This is a genomic window from Streptomyces sp. NPDC100445 (assembly GCF_044759735.1).
Taxonomy (GTDB): Bacteria; Actinomycetota; Actinomycetes; order Streptomycetales; family Streptomycetaceae; genus Streptomyces.
On the sequence record NZ_JBIVZV010000014.1, the window covers coordinates 81,579 to 102,881 of the forward strand.

Here is a 21,303-nt window from a genome sequence, read left to right on the forward strand (position 1 = left end):
GCGGGGCGGGCGGGTGTCACCGCGGGGCGGGCGGGGCGCCGGCCAGCAGGTCCGCCAACTCGGCCAGGACCGCCCTCTCGTCCGTGCCGGCCAGCGCGTCGAGCGCCGCGCGCCAGGCGTCGCACGCCTCCCGCCGTCGCCCCTCCCCGGACAGCAGCAGGCCGCGCTGGTGCAGAGCGAGGCCGCCCACGTAACGGTCGGCGCGCGACTCGGCCCGGCGCAGCAGCTCGGCGCACTCACCGGCCGCCCGTCCGGTCTCCCCCAGCTCCCGCAGCGCGCGGACCAGGCCGAGCCGCGTCTGCGACTCCCCGTGCCAGTCGCCGTGCAGGCCCAGGAGACGCAGGCTCTCCTCGAAGTGCCGGGCGGCGGCGGCCGGTTCACCGAGCGACAGGTGGGCGTAGCCGATGTTGCAGTGCGCCGAGTGCCGCACGACGACCGCGCCGATCGCCTCCCCGATGGCCAGTGAGCGCCGGTGCTGCTCGATGGCGGCGCGCGGATCGCTGTGCTCGTAGAGGTTGCCCAGGTGGCTGTGGGTGACGGCCTCGCCGTAGGAGTCGTTCAGCGACCGGGAGTACGTGAGGCTCCGCCGCAGCGCCTCCCCCGACTCCTCGAACCGGCCGAGCCCCTCCAGCAGCAGCCCGCGGTTGTTGAGGCAGCGCCGGATGCGGGAGGTCCGGCCGAGCCGGCGCCAGATCTCCAGGGCTCGGTCGGTGAGGGCGAGGGCGTCGTTGTGCCGGCCGGTCAGGAAGTGCAGGCCCGCGAGGTCGCCCAGCGCGTACGCCTCGGCGGCCGGGTCCGCGAGCCGTCGCGCGGCGGTGAGCGCGGCCCGGCCCAGCACCTCCATCTCGGCGACCCGGCCGCTGCGCTGCACGTAGGGGAAGAGCAGCCGTACCAGCGTCGCGAGCGCGGCGTCGGTGCGCGGATCGTCCGTGCCGGCGTTCCGCTCCACCAGCGCGACGACGTTCTCCAGCTCCGTCTCCCCCCAGGCGCAGGCCTCCTCGGCCGACTCGAAGAACGCCAGGGCGGCCAGGTCGGCCGCGTGCTCCACCGGGTGCCCGCCGGTCGGCCGCCGCCGGTCGTCCTGGTCGACCCCCGGCTCCATGACGGCCGTCAGCACCCGGTCCGCCACCGCGGCGTACCACCACAGCGCGGTGCGATCAGGAGCGGCGGTGTCCTGGCGGACGGCCGCGCGGGGCACGGGGCGGGCACCCGCCGTCGGGGCGGGCCGGCCGGGGGCGGCGGCCGGCTCCGTCGGGTCCGCTCCGCGAGCCGCGGCGGTCGTGTCCGGGGCCTTCGCAGGGGGGACGGCCGGGGCCGGCGGGGAGCCCGGGGGCGTGGCCGCGTCGGCCAGTTCGCGGGCGAAGTCGCGGACCAGGTCGTGGGGGGTGTAGCGGCCGTACGCCGTCTCCTCCAGGAGGGCGACGTCGACCAGGCGGTCCAGGGCGGCCTCGGCGCGGCGCTCGTCGGTGCCGGTGAGGCGGGCGACGAGCGGGGCGCCGTAGGCGGGCAGGTCGAGGGCGCCTATGTGGCGCAGGGCGAGGGCCGCGTCCCGGTCGGCCTGGCGTTCGCCGGCGGCGAGCGCGTCGTGGGCGACGGCCAGGGAGCGCCGGACGCTCAGGTCGTCGTACTCCAGGTGGTGCAGGCGCCCTCCCGTGTCGGCCAGTTGGCCGGCCAGGACGTCGGGGGTGAGGGCGCTCCGGGCGGCGAGCCGGGCCGCGACCACGCGCAGCGCCAGCGGCAGCCGCCCGGTCAGTTCGACCAGGGGGTGACCGGCGTCCAGCCCCGCCCTTCCGCTCACGGCGCGCAGCAGCGCCGCGCTGTCCTCGCCGGTCAGCGGGGTGAGCGGGAAGCGCCGCGCGCCGTCGAGCGCGGTCAGCGGCGAGCGGCTGGTGACGATCACCGCACAGCCGGGTCCGGCCGGGAGCAGGGGCCGGACCTGGGCCGCGCCGGCCGCGTCGTCCAGCACCAGCAGGAGGTGCGCGGGGGCGAGCAGCGAGCGCAGCAAGGCGGCCGCGGCGTCCGGGTGTTCGGGGACGTTCCGCGGTTCGGTGCCGAGGTCCCGCAGCAGCGCGGCGAGTGCCTGCGCGGCGGTCAGCGGGGTCACGCCGGGGGTGGCGCCGTGCAGGTTGACGTAGAGCTGACCGTCGGCGAAACGTTCCCTCAGCTCGTGCGCGACATGCAGCGCCAGCGCGCTCTTGCCGACGCCCGCCATGCCGCTGATCACGGCCACGGCGGGTGCCGGGGCGGGCGGCTCGGTCAGCGCCCGGCGCAGGGCGCGGCTCACACCGGCGCGCCCGGTGAAGTGCGCGGGAGGGGCCGGGAGCTGGGCCGGGCGCGGGGTCCGCCGCCGTTCCGGCCCACCGCCTCCGGACGACGCGGGCGGAGTCGAGGGCGCCGGGTCCGCTTCGCCGGCGGCGCTCCCCCGGCCGCCCTCGTCCGGCCGGCGCCCGGCACCACCGGCGGGTCCGGCCCCGTCCGGCTCGCCGGCCTCGCGCCGCGCCCCGTCGCCGCCCCGCAGCACCTCGACGTGTGCCGCGCGGACCGCGTGCCCGGGCTCGACACCCAGCTCCCCCACCAGACGGGCGCGCAGGTCGCGGTGGACGGCGAGCGCCTCGGCCTGCCGGCCGGTGCGGTGCAGGGCGAGCATCAGCTGGCGGTGATAGGCCTCGCGCAGCGGATGCTCGGCGGCCAGCGCCGCCAGCTCCGGCACGAGCGCCGGCAACCGTGCGCCGCCGAGAGCAAGTTCGGCGTCGTACCGCCACTCCAGCAGGGACAGCCGGGCCTCTTCGAGACGTTGCACGAGGGCGTAACCGCCGAGGTCGGCGGGGAGCCCGCTGAGCGGGGTGCCGCGCCACAGCGCGAGGGCGGCGGTGCCGGCGTCCACGACGCCCGGCCAGTCCCGCCGGGCGTGCGCGGCGCGCGCCTGCGCGACCCGGGCGTCGAAGACGTGCACGTCCAGCTCGCCGGGGCCGACGCGCAGCGCGTAGCCGGGCGGTACGGCTCTGAGCCGCTCCGGGTCGTCCAGGAGACGGCGCAGCCGGGTGACGTGGTTGTGCAGGGAGGCCTTCGCGGAGACGGGCGGGGCGCCGCCCCACAACGCGTCCTTCAACGACTCCAGCGGCACGACCCGTCCCGGCTCCAGCAGCAACGCGGCGAGCAGGGCACGGACTTTGGGGCTGCCGATGGCCCGGACCCCCTGGTCAGCGGCGTCGTCGCGGCGCCCCCGGTGGGCGTGCGTCTCCGCCCGGCCGGGCTCCCCCGGTCCCGGCGAGGTGGTGCCCGGCGTCCCGGACGGCGGCCGGTCGTAGAGGACCGGCGGCCCCAGCAGCCCGAAGCGCAGCTCGCACCGCCGCATCACGCCGCTTCACTGCCTTTCCGCGCGGTCGGCCCCGGCCGCGCACCGCGGCAGGCGTGTGCCCGCCGTCGTCTGGCGGAATCCCGCCCTGCCCACAACGGTTTCCCGCCACCTTCCGTCCGCCGGTCCGGCTCCGGAACCACCCGTGGATCCGGGCCTTCTCCGGCGCCGCCGCCGTCGCCGCGGGGCGACTTCCGGCCAGACGGCTCGCCGTTCACCGGCGAACCGTTGGCCACATGTTAGCGATCCGTTGGCGAATCCTGATGTGATCATTTCATCGGGTCCGGCCCGACGGCGCGCGCGGAAGTCGCGTAACTCGGGGGAGTGTCGCCGCAGGCCGGGTCCGGGGACGAGCAGGGCCCCGGTCGTCGGAGGTGAACGACCGGGGTCCCGTCCCGCCTTCCCTCGTCCCGGCCGGTCCGCTTCCCGGTACCCGGCGGTCCGGTCCCGTGAACGCGCGGACGCGTCAGGCGTCGTCGCCGAGGCGGGCCCTGAGGCGGCGGTTCTCCTCCTCCAGCGCGGCGAGCCGGGTGCGCACCGGATCGAGCGCGGCGGCGAGTTCGGCCTCCGAGTAGCGGGGCGTGATGTGCTGGTGGCAGTTCCAGTTGAACCCCTCGACGCGGATCACCATCAGGCGTTCCAGGTGACCGGGGGTGCGCCCGGCGGAGAGCCGCTCGGTGAGGGCCGGGTCGTCCTCCAGCGACCGGACGCAGGCCCGGCCGAAGATCTTCAGCCGGCGCCGCAGCGGGTAGTCCATGAGGAACAGCGCCACGCGCCCGTCCGCCCGGACGTTCCCCGTGGTGATGTACTGGCGGTTGCCCCGCACATCGGCGTAACCGATGGTGCGCTCGTCCAGGACATGGAGGAAGCCGGGCGCGCCTCCCCTGTACTGGACGTACGGCCAGCCGGTCTCGCTGACGCTGGCGAGGTAGAAGCCGTCGCGGGACTCGATGAAGCCGGCCTCGTCCGCCGTCAGCGTCTCGGGGTCGTCCCCCTCCAGGAGCCGGCGGCCGGCCACCGCCGCGCTCCCCTGTTCACTCTGTACCTGGCGCACCGATGCGGTGTACGCCAGGTGGGCGTAGCGTCCCATGCGACCTCCTGGGGCTCGGCTGGTCGGCGGCTGTCCGCTCCGTGTCGCTGCGGCGGGGTGCTGTCCCGTGCCGGGTCATCCGGCGTGCTGTCGCCGCTCCTCGGGTGCGGAGGCCGTCAGGATGGACGTGAGCAGGCCGGGGAAGCGGCGTTCCAGTTCGTCCCTGCGCAGCCTGCTGAGCCGTGAGTTGCCCACCAGCCGGGTCGCGACGACGCCGCTCTCCCGCAGGGTGCGCAGGTGATGGGAGACGGTCGACCGCTTGACGGGGACGTCCAGGGTGGTGCAGGAACCCTCGCCCGCGCTGTCGAGCAGCCGCACGATCAGCAGGCGTACGGGATCGGCCAGGGCCTGGAGGACCGTACCGATGTCGACCTCGTCGAGATCGGGCTCCGGCAGCCAGGTGTCCTTCGTGTCGCGCATCGCGGCCTCCATGGTGATCGCCTCTGACGATACACATCACATCTGCCCATCGTCCCGGGGGAGAGTCAACGCACATCGGTAGTTACGATCAGGATCGACATAGACTACGCTGCTCATCGTACGGCACGGCCTCTCTCGGAACAGGAGCACCCGATGACCGACACCGCGCAAGCCGACCACGGCGAGCGCTGGCGCCCTCATGCGATGGTTCTGGCCCTGGGCACCTTCGCCGTGGGAACCGACGCCTTCGTGATCGCCGGCCTGCTCCCCGACATCAGCCGCTCGCTGCACGTCGACACGGCCGCCGCGGGACAGCTGGTCAGCGTCTTCGCCATCGCCTACGCCCTGCTTTCACCCGTCCTGGCGGCCCTGACCGGCACCTGGTCCCGGCGCCGGGTGCTGGTCACGGCGCTCGCCGTCTTCGCGGTGGGCAACATCGTCACCGCGCTCGCCCCCGGTTACCCGCTGGTCCTGGCCTCCCGGGTGGTGGCCGCGGCCGGAGCCGCGATGTTCACGCCGAACGCGGGGGCCACCGCCGCGGCCATCGCCGGCGGCGAGCGGCGCGGCCGGGCGATCGCGATCGTGACCGTCGGCCTGACGTCCTCGCTCGCCCTCGGCGCGCCGCTCGGCACCACCATCGGCAACGCGTTCGGGTGGAGGGCCACGATGTGGTTCGTCACCGCGCTCGCCGTCGTGATCGCGCCGGTGATCGCGCTGCGGCTGCCGGACATCAGGCTCGGCGCCAAGGTGGGCCTGCGCCAGCGGCTCTCCCCGCTCACCGACCGCCGGGTGGCGAGCGTCCTCACCGTCACCCTGCTGGCCTTCGTCGGCATCTACCTGCCGTACACGTACATCAGCTCGGTGTTCGCGCCGGCCACCGACGGCGACGGCGGCCGGGTGGCGCTGCTGCTGCTGGTGTTCGGACTGGCCGGCACCGCGGGCAACCTGATGGCCGGCCGCCTGGCCGACCGGCACGGACCCCGGAACGTGGTCATCTGCGCCACCCTCGGTCTGGCCGCGGTGTTCCTCGCCATGCTGCCCAGCCAGAAGTCGTTCGCCGCCGCGGTGGTCGTGGTGGCGCTCAGCGGAGTGGGCTCGTGGTCGGTGACCGCCCCGCAGCAGCACCGCGTCATGGCGCTCTCCCAGCCGGGGGCCGAGGCGCTGGGGGTCTCGCTCAACGCGGCCGTGATGTACCTGGCGATCTCCCTGTCCAGCGTGATCGGCGCGATCGGCCTCAACTCGTTCGGCAGCGCCGCCTCGCTGCTGCCCATCGCGATGGTCTGCGTCCTCGCGGCGGCCCTGCTGACCTGGCTGTCGGCCCGGCCCGAGCGCCGGGCGGACGAGCGGGCCACCGGCGCCCCGACGGGCACGGCGGCCGGGGACCTCGGGGCACCGGCCGCGAAGTGACCCGGGCGGGGCTCAGCGGATCGCGGTGGGGAACCGGTGCGCCGAGGGGTCGGCCCCGCCGCCCGGCGCGGCGCGGCAGTAGGCGTCGGCGACCCGGACCAGGAAGGCGGTCTCGTGCACGAGATCGTGACCGCCCAGCGCGGACAGCCCCACGACCCGGGTGCGCGGCCCCTGCCCCCGGTTCTTGGCTCGGCGGGCCGCCGCCAGCCAGCGCGCCATCTCCGCCGCGTAGGCGGCGGACGGGTCGGAGGGCACCTTCGGGTCGGGACCGGGGAACGGCGGATCGGGCGACGCGTAGTCGCGCAGGACGAGGATGGCGTCACGGATCTCGATGACCTGGCGGTACACCAGCAGGCTCCAGGGACCGCGCGGCAGCAGCAGTTCCAGCAGGCGCGGGCGGGGCGGCGCGAGGGCCACCCAGGGCACCGCGGACACGAGGTCGCGCCAGAGTCCCCACAGACGCCAGAAGTCCCTGGCGTCCCGGTGCGCACGGCGGGCGGCCGAGAACGCCGGCGCGGCGATCACGGCCGCCCTGGAGAAGCAGAACACGCCCATGACGAAGGGAAGGACCGGCGCCACCCAGAAAGCGCCCGAGACCAGCTGGAGCACGCTTCCCGCCCAGGAAAGGGCCGCCAGGCAGCTGCCCAGTCCGAATAGGCCCATGGTGGTCCGGAGCGGCGATTTCCCGCCCTTGCGCCAGTGCCGCAGACACACGGCAATGCACAGAATGTTTCCGGCCTCGTGTATGCCGATCACTATCAGCCAGAAAACATCGCTCCCGACACCGTGCGACTGCTGGACGTTCATCCCCGGATTCGAGCGCGCGCCGAGGATTATCAGACAGACGACGGCCAGTCCGGAACCGAGATGAAGCCATTCCCGTTGGGCCCGGTCCGTCGTGACGAGGACGAAGTCCATGACGATGATGGCCGAAAGCACTCCGCACAGATGGGTCGCCAGCACATACGCCTGGTAGATGTGGAAATCACGGTCCACCGACGCGACCAGAAAATGCCGTTTGAGTGTCATGGTGACGGCCGCCGCCGCGACCGCGATCCACAGGCCGCGCTGCTGCGGTGACCGAACGGCGCAGGGGGCCCGTAACAGCAGGGCGAGCCACATGACCGACGTACCGACGCCCTCGACCCACAGTCCCGCCGTCTTCACGTCATAGGACACGCGACAGCCCCAGCGCCGCTTCCCATTCACTGGCGGATTCGGACAGCGGCGTCTCCGCCCGGAGCGCGAAGGTCCGGATGAGACTGGCGAGCATCTCGGCTTCCTGCTCCTGGCGCGTGGTGTAGTCGGTGCGCGCCAGGAGGCGCTGCGCGAGCCCGAGGTCGAGGTCCCCGAGCTGCCCGGGCGCTCCGAGGCCGCCGGGCAGGTCGAGCGTCGGGTGGTCGAACAGCATGTGGCCGATCTCGTGCAGGACGATGTGCTCCTGGTGCGGACGGCTGGTCTGCTGCTCGAAGAAGACGAAGTCGTCGGTGCCGGTGGCGAGCCACAGGCCGCAGGCTCCCGCCGCCGCCGCGCCACCCGGCAGCGGGAGCAGGTGCAGCGGCCGCCCCCGCAGACCGGTCAGGTGGGTACAGAGCTCTTCGAGGGAGAACGGGGGCTCCAACCGTAAGGCGCCCAGTACGGCCTCACAGCGGCGGCGCAGCCGCCGGTACCGAATCCGCATACCACTCCCCGTTCTTGCCCGGCTCCGGCGCCGTCTCCAGCGCTGCCCGAACGAACTGGCCGCCTGCACGGTATTGCTGTGATATCCCCCGCTGCCGGACCGGTGGTTGCGTGTGCGAGGCCCGGGACGCACCCTGGATACCGTGACTGACCATCCCTCAAGGCGTCAACTATCGCTGGTGTCCTTTTCCAGGGGCAGACCTTCCAGAGCGCGCAGCTGATCAAGTATTTCGGCCGCCGCCACCAGCCCCTTCGTGGACAGCCCATTGGCCCGCGCGGCAATCTTGGTGATGCCCGCGTCCCGCAGCGCCTCCCACTCGTTCAACTGGATGCCGGCCTCCCGCAGCGCGACCAGCCGCAGCAGCATGGAATCGACCTCCTCGGCGACCTCGTCGTCGAAGAAATACGCCGGCTTCACGCCGAAGAAGGCGGCCAGCGCCTCCAGGTGGTGCATCGTCGGGTTGCTGCGCGTCCCGTTGCGGAGGTAGGCGATGTACGCCTTCGAGATGTCCCCCCCTCGTTCACGGATCGCCCTGGCCACTTCGTCATTGCTGTAGGGGCCGCGGTCCCTCGGATGCACGGTGGCGAACAAGTGGTTCAGGCGACTTGCGAGCGCGCCCCTAGCGGAAGACCGCGCATTTTCAGCCATGCCTACTCCGATCCGTCACAGGGCAGTCTTTGACGCCAACCGTGCACCGGTTTGCATCGGTTGACAAGCAACCGCCGCGAGCTAAGCTGACCCCTCGGCAACTGGTGTGGCCGCGAATTCCCTGAGCCGCGTGATCGTAGGGGCGGTCAGTTGCCGCGAGCAATCCCTGGCACCGACGACCGCCCGTGACACGCCGTGCCGCCGCGCCCGACGCCGACCCTCTGCTCCGCGCGACCGCTCAACCCCCGGAACACGTTGACCTCCTTTTGTGCTGCGACCGGATGGGGATGACGACTCGATGGAAAAGCAAGCCGTCCGAGACACCGCGAACTGGATCCAGGTCCCCCGGCCCGTACCCGGCCCGGCGACACGCCTGGTCTGCTGTCCCCACGCCGGGGCGTCCGCGAGCGCCTTCGGGCCGCTGGCCAGAGCCCTGCCTGGCCACATCGAGGCGCTGTCCGTCCAGTACCCGGGCCGGCAGGGCGGTCCCGGATACCGGGGCTTCACCGACATCGGCGAACTGGCGGACGGGATCGCCGCCCGACTGCGGCCCTGGTGCGACCGGCCCTTCGCGGTCCTCGGCCACAGCATGGGATCCGTCGTCGCCTTCGAACTGACCCGGCGACTGGAGGCCGCGGGCACGCCCCCCGTGCGGCTGTTCGTCTCCGGCCGGCGTTCGCCGTCGGACGGGCTCGGCGTGCACGTACCGCAGGGCGATGCGGAGATCGTCGAAGAGCTCAGGGCGCTGGGAGCCGTTCCGGCCAAGCTGCTCGACAAGCCCAAGTACCGGGAGTCGATCCTGACCGTGGTCCGCAACGACTACCGGGCGAACTCCGGTTACCTGGCCCCGCCGGACGCGACGGTGCGCTGTCCCGTCACCTTCCTGCTCTCGGACGCGGACCCCTATGTCGACGCGGCCGCGGCCGAGGCCTGGGGAAGCCACACGACAGGGGGGCTGACGGTCGCCACCTTCCCCGGTGGCCACTTCTTCCTCAACGAGCGGCTGACCGAGGTGGCCGAGGCCGTCACCACGGCTCTCCCCGCCGGTTCCACCGGGCGGCATACGGGAGGTACGCGATGAAGAACGTGCTGGACACGGCCGTACCGTCGTGGTTGGAGCCGGCCGCGGACACCCGGCTGGACGGGACGGCACCGGCGAGGAACCGGCCCGCCCGCGAGATACCGGGCTCCTCGCCCGCGTGCGGGGAGGACGAACTGGCCGTCAGGGTCTACGAGGAGACGCTGGCGAACGGACCCGCCACCGTCCTCCAGGTGGCGAGTGCGCTGCGCCTCCCGACCGCCACGGTCGAGCGGACGATGAGCACGTTGCGTGGCCTGCGGCTGGTCAAGCGCTGCGAGGTGTCGGGCCAGTACCGGGCGGTGAGCCCGGACACCGCCCACGTCGAACTGGTGGTGCCGCTGGAGGAGGCCATCAGCGACAAGCGCCGTCAACTGGCCGGCCTCCACGAGAGGCTGAGCTCCTTCGCCGACACCTTCAGCGCCCTGCGGCGCTCCAGGCCCCGGCAGGAGGTGGTGGTGCGCTGCCACGACCCCCGGGAGGTGGAACTGCGGATGGCCGACGCCGCCCGCGACCGGATCGGCGAGGTGCTCGCCATGTGGCCGCTCGGCCCGACCCGGGCACAGCAGGACCGGCCCCTGGGGCCGGAGGCACTTCCGGACGGCGCGCGGCTGCGGATCCTGTGCCCCCACACCGCCCGTACCAGCGCCTCCGCCCGGGCCGGCCTGCGCAGGGCCGCCGAGGCCGGCGCCCGCATCCGCACGTCCAACCACGTGTTCGACTCCCTCGTCATCGTGGGGGACGACACGGTCTTCCTCTCCGAGCACACCGAGGACCAGAACACCCCCTTGGTCACGATCGTCTACGAGCCGGCGGTCGTGTCCCTGCTCCGCCGGGTCTACGAGTACGCGTGGCAGTCGGGGACCGACTTCGAGGCCGACGCCGTCTCGTACGGGGAGACGCTGGACGACGTCAAGGCCACCATCCTGGACCTGCTCGCCTCCGGTCTGAAGGACGACGTCGTCGCCCGCCGCATCGGCATGTCGTCGCGGACCTTCCGCAGGCACATCTCCGGCATCATGGGCGAACTCAACGCCGAGAGCCGGTTCCAGGCCGGAGTGGCGGCGGCCTGCGCCGGCCTCGTGGGCATGCGCGAGCCCGGCCCGCGGGTGGACCGGGCCGGCTGAGCAAACCCTTCCAGGCACGGCCTGCCGGGGTCCCGTGAGGGGGCCCCGGCAGGCCGTGCCTCCGTGTCCTTTCGCCCTCCTGTGATCCTGCCGGCCCGTTCCGCTGGCCAGGAGCGGCCAAGCCGCTTTAGGTCGTTGCCGCATACAGCGAACCCTCCTTACTGTTTTTCCAGTGCCCCATCCGAATGGGAGGACGTTCGCGCATGGTCAGCAAGTTGATCGACCAGGATGACCGTTTCCTCGGAATCCTGGACCGCCTGACCACCAAGGCCATCGACGACTACTACAACCCGTACAAATTGTTCGAGTGGCCGGACAGCCTGCCGGAGAACATGTGGTGGATGAGTCCGGAGCTGACGACGACGCACGGCACGGAAGCCGCCACACGGCTCACCGAGAAGCAGCTTCACACGCTTTCGCGCTACGAGAGCATCAACTTCTACAGCCTGAACGTGCACGGCATCCGCGAACTGCTCATCGAGGTCACCAGGCGCATCCACACCCCGGGCTTCGAGACTCCCTCCGAGTTCTTCCACCACTTCATCGGTGAGGAGAACGAGCACATGTGGTTCTTCGCCGAATTCTGCCTGCGCTACGGGAAGAAGATCTACCGGCAGCCGTCCGGCGGGTCCGTCGAGATCCCGCGCTCCGACGTGGAGAGCCTTCTGGTCTTCGTCCGGATCCTCATCTTCGAGGAACTGGTCGACCACTTCAACTCCAAGATGGCGGTGGACGACCGGCTGCACGAGACCGTCCGCGGCATCAACCGGATCCACCACCAGGACGAGTCCCGGCACATCGCGTTCGGCCGCGAACTGGTGTCCGCGCTGTTCGAGAACGTGAAGCGCACTTCCTCCGAGGCGGAACTCGAGGACATCGCCGCCTACCTCAGGCGGTACATGAGCTACAGCTTCGAATCGCTGTACAACCCGCAGGTCTACCGGGACGCGGGTGTCGAGAACCCGCTCGATCTGCGCCGGGAACTCCTGGACTCCCCGGCACGGGCGGAGTTCGAGAAGAGCGTCTTCCGTAAGACCACGAAATTCCTGGAGAAGACGGGGCTCATCCGATGACCGACGCCCACGCGACCCTCGACCTGTCCCAGGCGCTCGTCATCCTCGACCCCGACCGGACGGACCTGCTCAGGGAACTCGACCGGATCTTCGCCGACTGGGGCAGGTCCGCGGGCGCCCGCGAGATCCTCCCGCCACCGCTGTACCCGGTCGCCGACCTGGAGAAGTTCGACGTCTACGCGAACTTCCCCCACCTCGCCCTGGTCGCGGCCCCGCTCGATGTGGACAGCGGCGCGGCCAAGCCCGCCGACGGCCGCTTCGCACCGTCCGAACTGCGCGAATCACAGCTCGGGCTGCCGCACGCCACCTGCTACGGCGCCTACCTGTACTACGAGAAGAGCCGGGTCGGCGACGAGACCCTGGTGACCCTGGTCAACCGCTGCTTCCGCAACGAGGAGTACTACGGCGGACTGCGCCGGCTGCTCAGCTTCCAGATGCGGGAGATCGTCGCACTGGGCTCCTACGAGCACACCCAGCGGGTCATCGCCGCCTTCACCGAACGCATCACCGCGTTCGCCGAGGGACTGGATCTGCGACTGGAGAAAGAAGCCGCGTCCGACCCGTTCTTCGAGAACGACGGCGCCCGCGCCCTCATGGCGAGGCTCAGTCCGGTCAAGTACGAGTTCCAGGCCGCGGACGGCCTGGCGATCTCGTCCGTGAACACGCACCGCAATTTCTTCGGCGAGCGCTGCGAGATACGCCTCGAATCCGGTGCCGGATACGCCTATACGAGCTGTGTGGCGTTCGGCCTGGAACGGTGGCTGTCCGTCCTGCTCGACCTGCACGGCGGCGATGCCCGAAAGGCGCTGGAATCCGTCAGGGCGGCCGCCCGGCAGGTCGACTGACATGGAATGCGGACGGGTCGGGATCGATCTGGTCCCGTTCGGCCGGGTCCGCGAGATGACGGGGCGCGACAACGGCGCCGCACTGGCCCGGATGCTCTCGGAGGAGGAAAGGGAACTCTCCCGCACGGCCGGCGGGCCGGACATCGCGGGTATCGCCGGGCGGCTGGCCGCCAAGGAGGCGGTGTTCAAACTCTTCCGCGTTCCGGGACAGACCCTGCCGTGGCTCGGCATCGAGATCCTGAAAGGCGACGGCGGCTGGCCCGTCGTACGACTCAGCGGACGCGCCGCCGAACTGGCGCGGAACGCAGGTTTCGAGCACATCGACGTGAGCATCGCGCACGACGACCCATGTGCCGTGGCGGTCGCCTACTGCGCCGGCACGCCGAAAGCGGACACCGGTCGGCCGGCATCCGCCTGACAACGTTTCGAGGAGTGGGAAATGGCATCGGCAGGAATCGACGAAGTACGCGCGTGGATCCTGGAACGTCACCCGGAACGGGAGTCCGTCGAATCCAACGAGAACCTCATCGAGAGCCGGCTCGTGGACTCGCTCTCGTTCGTCGAGCTGGTCTACGCCATCGAGAACGCGAGCGGCGTGGAAATCGACTTCGAGGCCATCGACATCCAGGACTTCCAGACGCTCTCGGCGATCGAGAAGGCGTTCTTCGTCACGGTCTGACTCCCGGAGGGGACGAGCATGATGGAAGCTGTCTCGTACACGGCCCAGTGGACGGCCGCGGCCCGGGCGGTCGAGTCCGAACGCGGCGACGGGGCGATGTTCGACGACCCGTTCGCCCGCGCGCTGGCGGCTCCGCGCGGCTTCGAACTGCTGGAGAAGTACGGCGGGGGCGGCTTGGTGCAGTTCATCGCCATCCGCACGAAGTACCTGGACGACAGCATCGAGACGATCCTGCGGGACAGCGGCATCCGACAGGTCGTCCTCATCGCCGCCGGCATGGACACCCGTGCCTACCGGCTGGACTGGCCGCCCGGCGTGACGGTCTACGAGGTCGACCACCGGGCCCTGGTCGCGGAGAAGGGCAGGCGCCTCGCCGAGCTGGGCGCGCGACCGGCGACCGAACGCCGCGAGGTCGCCGCCGACCTGGCCGGCCAGTGGCTGCCCGCGCTGTACGACGCCGGGTTCGACCGCGACCGGCCCACGCTGTGGGTCGCGGAGGGACTGATGTTCTTCCTCACCCAGGAACAGGCGTCCGGGCTCCTCGGCGCCCTGGGCTCCGCCTCGGCCCCCGGCAGCCGGCTCGCCGTCGACTTCGTCAGCAAGGCCCTGCTGCGCAGCCCGTTCTCCCGCGCCTTCCTCGACGGCCTGCGCGAGGACGGCACGCCCTGGCTGTTCGGCACCGACGAACCCGAGGAGTTCCTGGCCGGCACCGGGTGGAAGGTGCGGGAGCTGAAGGAACCGGGCGAACCCGGCGCGGGACAGGGCCGGTGGCCGTACGAGGTACAGCCCCGCGACCGCAGGGGCGCGTCCCGCAGCTGGCTGGTCCGCGCGGAGTTCGCGGGCCGCTGAGAGGAGTACGCATGAGCGACGCGACGACCTTGGAGAGGATCGAGTCGTTCCTCCCCGAGCGCAGCGTGAAGATCGAGGAGGTCGCCGGCTCCCTCGGCCTCAGACGGGCCGAGGTGGGCGTGTTCCGGAAGATCTACGGCCTGGACCGACTCCGCTTCGACCCGGACACGAGCCTGTTCGACCTGGTCCTCCCCGCGGCACGGCAGGCGCTGAAGGCGCTCCCGGAAGGACACCGGGTCAGGTACGTCATCTACGCCCACACCATGCAGACCCTCACCCCGCCGCACATCGACGCCGCCCAGGTGATCCGTGACGATCTGGGGCTGCACGACGCCGAGGCGTTCGCGCTCACCCAGCAGGCGTGCGTCAGCAGCCTGGGCGCCATCGACCTGGCGGGCGAGCTGCTGCGGGCCGAGGCACCGGAGGGCGCCCACGCGCTCATGGTGACCGGCGAGCGGGCCTACTCACCCAAGGTCCAGCTGATCCCGCACAGCGCCATCATGGCCGACGCCGCGGCCGCCTGCCTGGTGACCGTGGGCGGCCGGGGCGACGAGGTGCGCTCCCACGTCACGCGCACCCTCGGCGAGTACGCGGCCGGACTGGAGATGACCAAGGAGGAGACCCAGGGCTTCGGCCGGGTCTACGGAACCGTGCTCGGCGAGGTCATCCTGGAGGCCGTGCGGGAAGCGGGGCTCACCTTCGCCGACATCGACCTCGTCGTCCCGCACAACGTGAACATGGTGTCCTGGCGGCAGACGATCAAGGACATGGGCGCCGACCCGGGCCGGTTCTTCCTGGAGAACATCGAGCGCTACAGCCACTGCTACGCCTCCGACGTCTTCGTCAACTACACCACGCTGCGCGACGGCGACCGGCTCGTCGACGGCCACCACTACGTCCTGTGCTCCGTCGGGCTGGGCGCCACCTTCGGCGCCATGGTGATCACCCACCGGAAGCGGTGAGCGCGGTGGACGCCATCGCCTACACGGCGGATCTCAAGGAAGCGCTCACCGGTGACCGCGACGCCCGATTCGTGTGGCTGTGCAACTTCGAGGTGGAGAACCAGTGGGCGCGCGGCTACACCGGTCTGCCCGCTCCACGCGTGTCCGCCACCGGCGCGACCGTGCAGCGCATGGAGGAACTCGGCGCCCTGCTGGCCGAACCCGCCGACTGTCTGCTGCTGGACCGGCCGCTGGACGACGGCTACCGCCGCTACGTCCACAAGACCGGCCTGGGCACCCCCACCGAGCTGGTCACACGCACCCCGGCAGGCGCCGGCGGCACCAGCCGGGCCGTGCTCGACTCACCGGAGCTGATGGACCGGCTCCGGCGGCTGGCGCGGGACGGCGCGTATCTGATGCCCATGGGCAACTCGCCGCTGGAGCAGCGGATCTCCCAGGAGACGGGGATGCGCGCCGCAGTACCGGACGCGGCCACCTACGAGCGGGTCAACAGCAAGATCTACAGTCGCCGCCTCGCCGCGGAGCTGGGGCTGCGCGAGATCCCCGGATTCTGCTGCGAGACGGTCCCGCAGCTGCGTCACGCGCTGGAGCAGGGGCTGGACGACGGCGGACCGCTCATCGTCAAGGACGCCTACGGCGTCTCCGGCAAGGGCCTGCTCGTCCTGGACGACCGCAAGAAGGCCGACCGGTTGCTGCGCATGGTCGAGCGCCGGGCGCGCAACACCGGTGACGACGCGATCCACGTGGTGGTGGAGCGGTACCTGCCCAAGCGGTTCGACCTCAACTACCAGTTCACCATCGACCGCGCCGGGAGGGTCCGGCTCGACTTCGTCAAGGAGGCGCTCACCTCCGGCGGGGTGCACCTCGGCCACGTCATGCCGGCCGGCCTCACCCCCGCCCAGCACGAGACGCTGGCCGAGGCCGCCGAGGCGCTGGGCGCACGGCTGTACAAGGACGGGTTCTTCGGCATCGTGGGCGTGGACGCCCTCGTCGGCGCCGACGACCTGGTCCACCCGGTCCTGGAGATCAACGCCCGTCTGAACATGTCCAGTTACCAGGGGCGCGTCACCGAACGGTTCCTGGCCCCCGGGGGCGCCGCGCTGGCCCGGCACCACCCGCTGCGGCTCACCGCCCCGGTCTCCTTCGACGAGGTGGCCGAGGCCCTCGGCGACCTGGCCGAACCGCCGTCGGCGGGCACCGGCGCGGTCATCACGTCGTTCGGCACCGTCAACGCGCAGAGCGGCGACTCCGTCCCGTTCGACGGCCGGCTCTACACCCTGCTCTTCGCCGCGCGACGCGAGGAACTCACCGCCCTGGACCAGCGGGTGGCCCGCGCGCTCGCACGATTCGGCACCACCACGGAAAGGAAGCCATGAGCAGCCGGCAGGAAGCCACCAGCGGCACCGACGGCACCAGCACCGAGTTCCACGTGCAGGGCGTGCCGGTCTCACGCATCGCCGAGGAGTTCGGCACCCCCCTGTTCGTCTACGACTCCGAGGAGCTGAACTCCGTCTACCGGTCGCTGCGCGACCGGCTGCACCCGGCGGTGGACGTCTTCTACTCCCTCAAGGCCAACCCGAACATCAGCGTCACCTCCCGGCTGGGCTCGCTCGGCGCCGGCGCGGAGATCTCCTCCATGGTCGAGCTGATGACCGTGACCCGAGCGGGCTTCGCCCCCGACGACATCATCTTCCTGGGACCGGGCAAGACACGCGCCGAGCTGGAGGCGTGCGTCGCCGCCGGCCTGTACGCCATCGTCTGCGAGTCGCTGGACGAGGTCACCGAGATCGAGGAGATCGCCGCCGCCACCGGCCGCGACGAGGTCCCCGTGCTGCTCCGCGTCAACCCGGACTTCCACACCAAGGGCTCCGGCCTGACGATGGGCGGCAAACCACGCCAGTTCGGCATCGACGCCGAGATCCTGCGCGGCTCCCGGGACCTTCTCGACGGCCTGGGCCGGGTACGGGTGCGCGGCTTCCACGCCTACATGGGCACCCGTTTCCTGGCCGCCGAGGACCTGGCGAACAACACCCGGCAGATCCTCGCCCTGGCCGACGAACTCGCGCGGACCCTCGGCATCGAACTCCAGGCCGTCGACTTCGGCGGCGGCTTCGGCGTCGCCTACTTCGACAACGAGAAGGACCTCGACCTCCAGGCCACGCTCGCCGGGATCAACGAGGCGGTCGAACCGTTCGCCGCCGCGCACCCCGGGTGCCGGCTGATCAACGAGCTCGGGCGGTACCTGACCGCGACGTGCGGCACGTACGTGGTGCGGGCGCTGTACGTCAAGGAGTCGATGGGCGAGCGGTTCGTCGTCGCCGACGGCGGCACCAACCACCACATGGCGGCGGTCGGGGTCGGCAGCTTCGTCAAGCGCAACTTCCCGATCCGCTCGCTGTCCCGGTACGACGACGAGCCGGTCGGCACCTGCACCGTCACCGGACCGTTGTGCACCCCCAACGACGTCATCGGCAAGAAGGTCGTCCTGCCCACGGTCCGGGCCGGTGACCTGCTCGGCGTCGAGCGCTCGGGCGCGTACGGACCGACCGCGTCACCGGGTCTCTTCCTCGGCCACGGCTTCCCGGCGGAGGTGCTGGTCCACAACGGCACCGCACATCTGGTGCGGGAACGGGACCGCAAGGAGGACCTGCTCACCAAGCAGCGCCTCATCGACTTCGACTGACACAGGAGCGAACTGACCATGGAACGCGGCAGCGTGATCTCGGCGGTGGAGAAGTCCCTCAGCGAGGTGCTGGAGCGCCCCGTCACCGGTCTCACCGAGGAGGTACGCCTCTTCGAGGACCTGCATCTGGACTCCACGTCCGTCCTGGAACTGCTCATGGAGCTGGAGGACGCCGTGGACATATCGGTGGACCCCGAGGACCTGGACATGGACGACTTCAAGTCGGTCGGCACGCTCACCGACTACGTCCTGTCCCAGGCCGCGCAGACCACCGGCGAGGGATGAGGCGGCGGCGGTGCCCACTCTGCGTGCCGCCCGCGCCGTGGTGTCCCCACCGCGCAGGCCCTACGACGACGATCCGTCCCTCCTGTCCTACTACCGCGACCTGGTCGGCCCGTTCGGGCTGGAGGTGGAGGAGGAACTGCTGCGCGCCGGGCCGAACGTCGGCCACCGCGACCTGGTCGACCGGCTGGTGGCGGCCGGGGACATCGGCGACGGCGCGCCCGATCTGGTGATCGTGACGCAGGCGTTGCCGGACGTCACCCCGTTCACCGCGATCTCGCCCTACCTCGACCGGCTCCTGGGCGGCCGTGCCACCAACTTCGGCATCCACCAGCAGGGCCTGGCGGCGCCGTTCACGGCGCTGCGCGTCATCTCCGCCTTCCAGCGCGCCGGCCGCGGCCTCGACGCGGTGCTCGCCGTGCTGGAGCAGACCACCCTGCCCACCCGGTTCCCGCTGGTCCACGACAACCACCTGGTGGACTCCGGGGTCCTGCTCCGGTTCGGCCGGGACGGCGGCCCCCGGGTGACCGGTGTCGAGACGGTCCCCGCCACCGAGCCGGTGGCCGCCCGGATCGGCGGACTGGCGGACAGGGAGCCGGACGGCACCCTGGTGGTGGCCGGACCGTGGCTGGACGCGGCCGCGCTCGACGGCGTCCGCCACCACCACCGGGCCGGCGGCGGCACGTACTGCACCAGCGTGTGGCTGGCGCTCGCCCGGCACTGGCGCTCCTGGCAGCAGGAGTACCCGACGGTGGTGCTGTGCGACACCGACCCGCGCTCCGGAGACAGTCACCTGGCCGTGCTGCGGTCGGACGGCCCCGGCGCACTCCCCGGCGCGGCGGGGGGTGCGGGACGGTGACGGAGGTGGACACCATCACGACGACGTCCCCGGACACCGCGGCCCCGCGGGACTTCGCCGCCGCGCTGGACGCCTGCCACGACCGGGCGGCCCTGGGTGGCCTGGTGGTCTCCCGCGGCGGCTGGGCCGTCGCCTCACCGGCGCGGGTGCCCGCCGGGGCGGGAGTGCCGGGCGCCTCGGGAGCGCTGGCGGCGGAGCGCGGCGGGACACCGTCCGACGACCGACGGCAGGAGGCGTTCGCGGACGAGCTGATCGGGCTGCACCGGCGGACCCTGCGCGGGGTCCTGGACGGCGCGGTCGCGCGGCTCGACGGGCGCGTCTCGGAGGGCTCCAACCTGCTCAACCGCCAGCTCGTCCGGGGCGCGGTGGCCGATGTGGCCCTCGCCCTGTCGGAGGCGGACGACCTGCGCGCGCTGCCCGGGAGCACGCCGTGGCGGCGCTGGCGGATCCACCGGCACCTGGTGGACGCGGGCCGCACCGTCCTCAAGCTGTACGGCGCCGGTGGCTTCGTCGCCGGCGGACCGGGGACCGTCCTGTACCTGGCCGAGGTGCTCGGCAACACCTACCTGCGCCCGGAGCGGCCGGGATCGGAGGCCGCGGATGACTGAGCCCAACGGCGAGCGGATCGCCGCACTGCGCTCGTACGTACGGGAGGCCGGCCGGGAACTGCGCGCGATCGGCCTGGAGATCGACCGCGACCCGGAGGCCATCGACCGCTGGCTGGGGCTGCCCGCCGTGGACATCATGCGCGGCAGCACCATACCGGCGGAGTACCTCGACTCCCCGCTGCGCGTCGGCCCGTACACCTACGACATGAGCTCCTGCCTCGAACACACGGTGACCATCGAGGAGCTGAGCCACGGCGACGCGGGCTTCATGCTCGCCTGCCCCGGCCCCCTCATGTCGGGGGTGGCGGTGGGCGCCCTGGGCGACGACAAACAGCGCCACCGGTACTACGAACGCATGGCCGGGCCGGACCCCGTCTGGACGTTCTTCGGGCTCACCGAACCGGCCAAGGGATCGGCCGCCACCGAGCTGGAGACCACGCTCGTCCCCGAGGGCGACGGCTTCCGCCTCACCGGCGAGAAGCGGTACGTCGGCAACGCCGCGTACGCCCAGCTGGGCGTGGTGTTCTGCCGCCGGGCACCCGGGCCGCTGGGCATCGAGGCGGTCCTGGTGGACACGGACGCCCCCGGGTTCCACGCCGAGCCGATCCCCACCGTCGGCATGCGCGGCGCGCGGATCTCCGCCATCAGGCTCGACGGCGTACGTGTGGAGCGCGAGCACATCCTCGGCTACGACAGCCTCCGGCCCAGCCGACGCGGACTGATCGGCGCGATCCGCACCCTCCAGCGGTTCCGTCCGGTGCTGACCGGCACCATCGTGGGGCTGTGCCGCGCGGTGCTGGACCACGTGCGCGAGCAGCGTCCGGCTCTGGCGGGGAGCGCCCGGGCCCGGCTGGAGGACCTGGAGGACCGGCTCGCCGCCGTACGCCGGCAGAACCACGAGGTCGCCGCGGCCATCGACGCCGGCCGGGTACGCGCCGACCGCATCGCCGGGGTCAAGACGCGCGCCGCCGAACTGGCCGAACGCTGCACGCTGGCCGCCGCGGACCTGATGGGCCCCGGCGCGCTCCTGGAGGACCCCCTGCTGAACAAGCTGTACCGGGACGCGCGGGCCTTCGAGTTCATGGAGGGCACCGGCCACATCCAGCGACTGGCCGTCTTCCAGGGCGTCCTCAAGGGGACGTTCCTCGACTAGCGGGACACCGCGAAGGGCAGGGGAACACACGGTGTGGATCGGTGTCGACGTCACGCACGAGAACGAACTGGCGGCCCTGCTCGCCCGCCCGTGGTTCCGTGACTACACGTACGCCGCGGAGGAACTGCGGACCGCCGCCACCTTCGGTGCGGAGCGGGCCCACGAGTTCCTGACCGGGCGCTTCGCCGGCAAGGAGGCGGTGCTGAAGGTCATCGGCACCGGCGTGGGGGCGGGCGTGACCCCGCGCCAGGTCGCCATCCTGCGGACCGAGTGCGGCGCCCCGGAGGTCCGCCTCTCGGGCGCGGCCGCCCGGCACGCCCGCGACCGGGGCATCGCCGGCATCAGCGTGTCCGTCACGCACAAGAAGGGAGTGGTCGTCGCCGTCGCGATCGGTGTGCCCGCCACCTCGCACGCCGACAGCGCGGCCCCCGAGGCCACGTACTGAACACCGGACCGCGCTCCCGACACACGACAAGAACCCCAGCTCAGAGGCGCACTCTGACT

General features: G+C 72.0%; 22 protein-coding genes. 16 read left to right on the forward strand and 6 right to left on the reverse strand.

The features are described from left to right. Positions 1-16 precede the first annotated feature (16 nt). From ACIQVT_RS29210 to ACIQVT_RS29220, 3 genes are all read right to left on the reverse strand, one after another. Positions 17-3,355: a BTAD domain-containing putative transcriptional regulator gene (locus ACIQVT_RS29210; protein WP_403760501.1), complete on the reverse strand. Its 3,339-nt coding sequence runs from the start codon at positions 3,353-3,355 to the stop codon at positions 17-19. A 466-nt stretch (positions 3,356-3,821) separates the two neighbouring features. Next, positions 3,822-4,445 carry a pyridoxamine 5'-phosphate oxidase family protein gene (locus ACIQVT_RS29215; RefSeq protein WP_403760504.1) on the reverse strand — a complete coding sequence of 208 codons (624 nt, stop codon included), beginning with the start codon at positions 4,443-4,445 and terminating at the stop codon, positions 3,822-3,824. Between the two features lie 75 nt (positions 4,446-4,520). Then, positions 4,521-4,865: an ArsR/SmtB family transcription factor gene (locus ACIQVT_RS29220; protein ID WP_403760507.1), complete on the reverse strand. Its 345-nt coding sequence runs from the start codon at positions 4,863-4,865 to the stop codon at positions 4,521-4,523. A gap of 153 nt (positions 4,866-5,018) precedes the next feature. On the opposite strand from ACIQVT_RS29220, the gene ACIQVT_RS29225 reads away from it, so the two are divergent. After that, positions 5,019-6,272: an MFS transporter gene (locus ACIQVT_RS29225; RefSeq protein ID WP_403760510.1), complete on the forward strand. Its 1,254-nt coding sequence runs from the start codon at positions 5,019-5,021 to the stop codon at positions 6,270-6,272. Between the two features lie 12 nt (positions 6,273-6,284). Here ACIQVT_RS29225 and ACIQVT_RS29230 read toward each other — a convergent pair whose 3' ends face one another. The 3 genes from ACIQVT_RS29230 to ACIQVT_RS29240 form a co-directional block, all read right to left on the reverse strand. Beyond that, complete coding sequence (locus tag ACIQVT_RS29230) at positions 6,285-7,451, reverse strand: MAB_1171c family putative transporter (protein ID WP_403760515.1); 1,167 nt, start codon at positions 7,449-7,451, stop codon at positions 6,285-6,287. Continuing rightward, a complete protein-coding gene (locus tag ACIQVT_RS29235) occupies positions 7,441-7,953 on the reverse strand; it encodes a hypothetical protein (RefSeq protein WP_403760518.1) in 513 nt (170 codons plus the stop codon). The genes ACIQVT_RS29230 and ACIQVT_RS29235 overlap by 11 nt, the downstream gene beginning before the upstream one ends. 165 nt (positions 7,954-8,118) lie before the next feature. Further along, positions 8,119-8,544 carry a helix-turn-helix domain-containing protein gene (locus ACIQVT_RS29240; RefSeq protein WP_403760521.1) on the reverse strand — a complete coding sequence of 142 codons (426 nt, stop codon included), beginning with the start codon at positions 8,542-8,544 and terminating at the stop codon, positions 8,119-8,121. A 355-nt stretch (positions 8,545-8,899) separates the two neighbouring features. Here ACIQVT_RS29240 and ACIQVT_RS29245 point away from each other — a divergent pair, with 355 nt between their 5' ends. The 15 genes from ACIQVT_RS29245 to ACIQVT_RS29315 all read left to right on the forward strand — a co-directional run bounded on the left by ACIQVT_RS29245 (position 8,900) and on the right by ACIQVT_RS29315 (position 21,244). Further along, positions 8,900-9,682 carry a thioesterase II family protein gene (locus ACIQVT_RS29245; protein WP_403760524.1) on the forward strand — a complete coding sequence of 261 codons (783 nt, stop codon included), beginning with the start codon at positions 8,900-8,902 and terminating at the stop codon, positions 9,680-9,682. Further along, positions 9,679-10,806, forward strand: a complete 1,128-nt coding sequence (locus ACIQVT_RS29250; RefSeq protein ID WP_403760530.1) for a LuxR family transcriptional regulator — start codon at positions 9,679-9,681, stop codon at positions 10,804-10,806. The genes ACIQVT_RS29245 and ACIQVT_RS29250 overlap by 4 nt, the downstream gene beginning before the upstream one ends. 203 nt (positions 10,807-11,009) lie before the next feature. Further along, positions 11,010-11,879: a diiron oxygenase gene (locus ACIQVT_RS29255; protein WP_403760533.1), complete on the forward strand. Its 870-nt coding sequence runs from the start codon at positions 11,010-11,012 to the stop codon at positions 11,877-11,879. Then, positions 11,876-12,724 (forward strand): hypothetical protein, encoded by an 849-nt coding sequence (locus tag ACIQVT_RS29260; protein WP_403760536.1) that lies wholly within the window; start codon positions 11,876-11,878, stop codon positions 12,722-12,724. Before ACIQVT_RS29255 ends, ACIQVT_RS29260 begins: the two co-directional genes overlap by 4 nt. A 1-nt stretch (position 12,725) precedes the next feature. After that, positions 12,726-13,142 carry a holo-ACP synthase gene (locus ACIQVT_RS29265; protein ID WP_403760539.1) on the forward strand — a complete coding sequence of 139 codons (417 nt, stop codon included), beginning with the start codon at positions 12,726-12,728 and terminating at the stop codon, positions 13,140-13,142. A gap of 21 nt (positions 13,143-13,163) precedes the next feature. Next, on the forward strand, positions 13,164-13,403 hold the full coding sequence (locus ACIQVT_RS29270) for a phosphopantetheine-binding protein (RefSeq protein WP_403760542.1): 240 nt from the start codon (positions 13,164-13,166) through the stop codon (positions 13,401-13,403). An 18-nt stretch (positions 13,404-13,421) separates the two neighbouring features. Then, positions 13,422-14,252 carry an SAM-dependent methyltransferase gene (locus ACIQVT_RS29275; RefSeq protein WP_403760545.1) on the forward strand — a complete coding sequence of 277 codons (831 nt, stop codon included), beginning with the start codon at positions 13,422-13,424 and terminating at the stop codon, positions 14,250-14,252. 11 nt (positions 14,253-14,263) lie between these two features. Continuing rightward, a complete protein-coding gene (locus ACIQVT_RS29280) occupies positions 14,264-15,214 on the forward strand; it encodes a 3-oxoacyl-[acyl-carrier-protein] synthase III C-terminal domain-containing protein (protein WP_403760548.1) in 951 nt (316 codons plus the stop codon). Beyond that, a complete protein-coding gene (locus tag ACIQVT_RS29285) occupies positions 15,211-16,590 on the forward strand; it encodes an ATP-grasp domain-containing protein (RefSeq protein ID WP_403760551.1) in 1,380 nt (459 codons plus the stop codon). The genes ACIQVT_RS29280 and ACIQVT_RS29285 overlap by 4 nt, the downstream gene beginning before the upstream one ends. Continuing rightward, positions 16,587-17,897 carry a type III PLP-dependent enzyme gene (locus ACIQVT_RS29290; protein ID WP_403760555.1) on the forward strand — a complete coding sequence of 437 codons (1,311 nt, stop codon included), beginning with the start codon at positions 16,587-16,589 and terminating at the stop codon, positions 17,895-17,897. Before ACIQVT_RS29285 ends, ACIQVT_RS29290 begins: the two co-directional genes overlap by 4 nt. Before the next feature lie 18 nt (positions 17,898-17,915). Further along, on the forward strand, positions 17,916-18,182 hold the full coding sequence (locus ACIQVT_RS29295; RefSeq protein ID WP_403760558.1) for an acyl carrier protein: 267 nt from the start codon (positions 17,916-17,918) through the stop codon (positions 18,180-18,182). Between the two features lie 10 nt (positions 18,183-18,192). Then, positions 18,193-19,038, forward strand: coding sequence for a hypothetical protein (locus ACIQVT_RS29300; RefSeq protein ID WP_403760561.1), 846 nt, complete (start codon positions 18,193-18,195; stop codon positions 19,036-19,038). Positions 19,039-19,043: 5 nt separating this feature from the next. Then, positions 19,044-19,646, forward strand: coding sequence for a hypothetical protein (locus ACIQVT_RS29305; protein ID WP_403760564.1), 603 nt, complete (start codon positions 19,044-19,046; stop codon positions 19,644-19,646). Next, the gene (locus tag ACIQVT_RS29310) at positions 19,639-20,799 is read left to right on the forward strand and encodes an acyl-CoA dehydrogenase family protein (RefSeq protein WP_403760567.1); all 1,161 of its coding nucleotides are present in this window, start codon (positions 19,639-19,641) and stop codon (positions 20,797-20,799) included. Before ACIQVT_RS29305 ends, ACIQVT_RS29310 begins: the two co-directional genes overlap by 8 nt. Positions 20,800-20,830: 31 nt before the next feature. After that, positions 20,831-21,244, forward strand: coding sequence for a holo-ACP synthase (locus tag ACIQVT_RS29315; protein ID WP_403760570.1), 414 nt, complete (start codon positions 20,831-20,833; stop codon positions 21,242-21,244). The last annotated feature ends 59 nt before the right edge of the window (positions 21,245-21,303 follow it).